The sequence below is a fragment of the uncultured Planktosalinus sp. genome, from assembly GCF_963973675.1.
Classification (GTDB): Bacteria; Bacteroidota; Bacteroidia; order Flavobacteriales; family Flavobacteriaceae; genus Planktosalinus.
Genome location: NZ_CAXBAN010000234.1, coordinates 1 through 4,306 on the forward strand (window position 1 = coordinate 1; position 4,306 = coordinate 4,306).

Annotated in this window: 6 protein-coding genes; 2 read left to right on the forward strand and 4 right to left on the reverse strand. The window is 35.0% G+C overall.

Features of this window, described 5'->3' with window-relative positions:
- On the forward strand, positions 1–778 hold a 778-nt coding region (locus tag AACY61_RS09530; protein WP_339611341.1), incomplete at its 5' end, for an ABC transporter permease subunit.
- 117 nt (positions 779–895) lie between these two features.
- Here the strand turns inward: AACY61_RS09530 and hutI are convergent.
- From hutI to AACY61_RS09550, 4 genes are all read right to left on the reverse strand, one after another.
- Positions 896–2,125 (reverse strand): imidazolonepropionase, encoded by a 1,230-nt coding sequence (gene hutI, locus AACY61_RS09535; protein WP_339611342.1) that lies wholly within the window; start codon positions 2,123–2,125, stop codon positions 896–898.
- 141 nt (positions 2,126–2,266) lie between these two features.
- Entirely contained in the window at positions 2,267–2,605 is a 339-nt protein-coding gene (locus AACY61_RS09540) for a potassium transporter KefB (RefSeq protein ID WP_339611343.1), read from the reverse strand.
- A gap of 52 nt (positions 2,606–2,657) precedes the next feature.
- Positions 2,658–2,957, reverse strand: coding sequence for a transcriptional regulator (locus tag AACY61_RS09545; RefSeq protein WP_339611344.1), 300 nt, complete (start codon positions 2,955–2,957; stop codon positions 2,658–2,660).
- On the reverse strand, positions 2,954–3,478 hold the full coding sequence (locus AACY61_RS09550) for a hypothetical protein (protein ID WP_339611345.1): 525 nt from the start codon (positions 3,476–3,478) through the stop codon (positions 2,954–2,956). The genes AACY61_RS09545 and AACY61_RS09550 overlap by 4 nt, the downstream gene beginning before the upstream one ends.
- Before the next feature lie 424 nt (positions 3,479–3,902).
- Here AACY61_RS09550 and AACY61_RS09555 point away from each other — a divergent pair, with 424 nt between their 5' ends.
- Complete coding sequence (locus tag AACY61_RS09555; RefSeq protein ID WP_339611346.1) at positions 3,903–4,280, forward strand: LysM peptidoglycan-binding domain-containing protein; 378 nt, start codon at positions 3,903–3,905, stop codon at positions 4,278–4,280.
- Positions 4,281–4,306 lie beyond the last annotated feature (26 nt).

A 4,306-nucleotide genomic window follows, 5' to 3' on the forward strand; every position in this document is an offset into this window, starting at 1 on the left:
CCTTATCATTTCCTATTTCGTCCTTATTCTCTGCATGGCACTGTTGGCCGCAATAAAATTTGATATCGGTCCCATTCAGTTCCATGTGGCCGAACAGGGAATTTTCAATTTTCCATACATTTGGCATTTTAATACCTGGGTAGCTGCAATACTCAAATTATTTCTGGCTATCGTAATTGTCTCGATGATGTCAAACGAGTACAGTTACCAAACTCTCAAGCAAAATCTCATTGATGGCCTCAGCAAAAAAGAATTTGTTGTTTCAAAATTCATAACAGTACTTTTATTTGCATTTATATCAACACTGTTTGTTTTTATTGTATCAATGATACTAGGTCTTATGTTTTCTGATTTTAATGAAATAGGCATCATTTTCAGTCAAATGGAATACTTGCTGGCTTACTTTGTCAAACTTTTAGGCTTTTTCTCTTTTTGTTTGTTTTTAGGAATTCTGGTGAAACGCTCTGCTTTTGCTCTAGGCTTTTTACTGATATGGTTTATTCTGGAAAGCATTGCATTCGGACTTTTAAAGTGGCAATTTTTTAAAGGGACTGATATTGCAAATCACATTAGCCAGTTTTTTCCCTTGCAGGCCATGTCTAATTTAATTGTAGAACCTCTCTCCCGTCTTGGGGCAATTAAAACTGCCGCATCACAACTTGGTGAAGGTTTTGCGAAAAGTTATGATGTTTCCTGGAGCGCTTTTGTAATTGTTCTGGCCTGGACCTTTATTTTTAGCTGGCTTTCCTACGTAGTTTTGAAAAAAAGGGATTTGTAAAACTTGTTAAATAGCTCAAAATACCTTTAGACGAAAACGCCTAACTCAGTCTGAAATTATTAAAGTGTATTCTTGAGTTTAACTGATATTATTAAATGAGTTTATTAAAAAAAGGTATTAAATAAACTCTCCCCTCAACATTACCTGTTGTATGTGGTTACTCCCAAAGGAATAAGGTAAATAACCATAGGAAGGAATTTCTTTGGTAAAGATAAAATTGGCCACTTTTCCTTTGGCAACACTTCCATGAGTTTGAGAAAGCTCCATTGCAGCTGCTCCATTAATAGTTGCTGCATTAATAGCTTCTTCAGGAGTCATTTTCATTTTGATACAAGCGGTGGCAACCACAAAATTCATATTGCCACTGGGAGTTGATCCCGGATTGAAATCTGTTGCTAAAGCAAGAGGTAATTGTGCATCAATCAATTCGCGTGCGGGAGTGTAAGGAATACTTAAGAAATAGGAACAAGAAGGTAAAGCTACCGGTATAGTAGCTCCTTTAGTGAGCATTTCAATATCCTCAGGTAATAACACCTCTAAATGATCGACACTCAATGCGCCATGCTCAACAGCGGCTCGAATACCTCCAATTGCTGTAAACTGGTTTACGTGTATTTTTGATTTTAAACCATGCTTTTTTCCGGCTTCCATAAGCTTGATGGTTTCATCTACCGTAAAATATCCGGTTTCACAAAACACATCGATATAATCAGCCAGTTTCTGGGCTGCTATTTGAGGCAACATTTCATCAATTAATAAATCAATGTACTTGTCACGTTTTTTTCCATATTCAGCGGGAATCGCATGGGCTCCTAAAAATGTGGATTTAATCGCAACCGGATAGGTTTCTTTTAAACGCTTAATAACACGAAGCATTTTTAATTCTGATTCAATAGTCAGTCCATAACCACTTTTTATTTCAATAGCTCCGGTTCCCAGATGCATAACCTCTTCAAGACGTTCAGCACTTTGGTTATAAAGTTCTTCCTCTTCTGTTTCCTGAAGTTTTTTGGCCGAGTTTAAGATTCCACCTCCACGATTGGCGATTTCTTCATAGGTCAATCCATTGATACGGTCAACAAATTCCTGCTCACGATTACCTGCATATACAATATGGGTATGGGAATCACACCAGGCAGGTAACACATGTGAAGTAGTAGCGTCAGTTACTTTGTCATAACTGGAATCTGTGAGTGTCTTCATATCGCCAAAATCAGCAATCAATCCATTCTCAATTACTATGAATGCGTTTTTGATAGTTTGGAGTTCCTTCATCTCGCATCCTATCAAAATAGGCTTTGAAGTTATTCCAATCAATTCTTTAATGTTTTTAATTAAATGTGTCATAAGATCCTTGAAGTTCTTCTAAAACTAGTTTAACTATAAACAGTCAGCCTAGCTTTGCAAAGGTAGAAATTGAAGTGACAGAATACAATTTGAAATGAAATTATTAAAAAGGAATTATCTTTAATTTATTTCTTAAACCACTTAATTCCATAATGTCCCGTCGAGCCCTAATACAGAACCCATCCACAATCCAATGATATAAACCAGAAAACAAATAAAATAGGCTGCAAATCCACTCCAACCTGATTTCTGACGAAGTGGTTTCATAATTGAGAAAAAAGCTCCCCCAGCTGAACCTGCCAGAGAAATAATAAGCAACGGTCTTACTTTCCAATAAGCTGACCATTCTGGCTTTGGTTCATTCACTCCGGAAAGTAAGAGAACCATTAAAACTAAAGCAATAAGGGCGCCAATTACAACATGCTTGATAAATGAAGCTTTATCAAAAGAAAATGGTGATGATGTGTTTGATGATTTCATAGTTTTAAAATAAAAGTACTTTGTGTTTCAAAGTAAAGGGTTAAAAAAATAGTTATTTATGTGATTTAATTAAATTTTCTAACGCATTAAGATGAGCCCCAAAAGCGTTCTTACCGGCTGCTGTAATACTGTATTTGGTGTTGGGCTTTCTATCTACAAAAGTTTTACTTACCCCAATAAATGCTTCCTTTTCAAGAGCTTTTAAATGGCTTGCCAAATTACCGTCAGTCACTTCTAAAAATTCTTTCAATGCACTAAAATCCAACGTTTCATTAACAACCAGGGCCGACATGATTCCAAGTCGGACTCTGTTTTCAAAAGCTTTGTGAAAATGGTTATTCAGTTTTTTCATCGCTCATATTTAAAATGCATATAGAGGCCATATACAATATGTAAAAAACCAAAACCAATAGACCAAAATAATAGTCCGTAGCCAATAAAATAAAGCGCCAAAAGACCTAAAATAATTTCAATAATTCCAAAATATTTGACCTCTTCAAAAGTAAATTTCCCGGCATTGAATAATGCCAATCCATAAAAAATAAGGGTTACAGGTGCAATGAGACCAACCAGGCCTTTTGAAAAAATTATTAATACAAAAAAACCTCCGGTTACTAAAGGTATTGCTAAATTGACAACCAGTCGTCGGGCGACAGGGTTCCATAATTGCTCACCTTTTGATCGGGCGCGTTTCCATGATAAAAATATCGCTGTACTAAGTGCCAAGACAAGAACAACCAATGCCAATAGAAAAAAAGCTTGCGCGTTATCAATAAGTTGCTCAGAGTCTAAAATACTATAAAACCCTTCCCCTGAAATATAATACATCTTGAAAGCCCAATAGGCACCTGCAAGTGCATACAGCCCGGCCATTATACCTGACTACCCTGTTAAAGATAAAAACCTGGTGGATCGTTCCATGATTGAACGAATTTGTGAAATATCCTGTTTGTAATCTTCTTCTGTTTTCATATAAAGTACTTTGCATTTCAAAGCTAATAATAATTTTTAAAACTTTACTGCTTTTTGAATATTTATTTTATATGAGATTTAAGTTTCCTTAATTACTTCTCAATTAGAATTTTAAAGTCAAAAAAAGTGATATCCCCATTATAACAAAATTTAAGAATGAATTATAGAAGTAAGAGTGTCAGTCTTTAAAAGAGTCAATTGTTCTACTTTACAAACCGGAACTTGAATCAATTAATCCTCAACTATGAAAAGACTATTTATTAAATCTGTTTTATATATCAACCAAAACCTATATCTTTAAAAAGAAATATTAAAACAAGTAATTATGGTAAAGTCAAAATATCAACCCGTTTTAGATTTAGGTGAAAAACTTCATGTACAAGACGGCGATGTAAAAGAAGAAAATGGCGTGCTAAAAATATGGGGCACAACCAAAAACCAATATGAAAAAAACCTTTTGTGGGATGAAATTAAGCGCATTGGTGGTGAAAACCCTTCAGATATTATGGCAGATATCAAAGTAGCTGATACGTCTGTTTATGCCACTCACGAAGTGAAAAGTGGTGAATCACTCTCAAAAATTGCCAAACATTATTATGGTAGTGCTAATAAATACAATGTCATCTTTCAAGCCAATACAGACCAACTTAAAAACCCCGATTTAATCCATCCGGGGCAAGTGTTGAAAATACCAAACCCTTAATTTAATTCTCACCACATTAATTATCA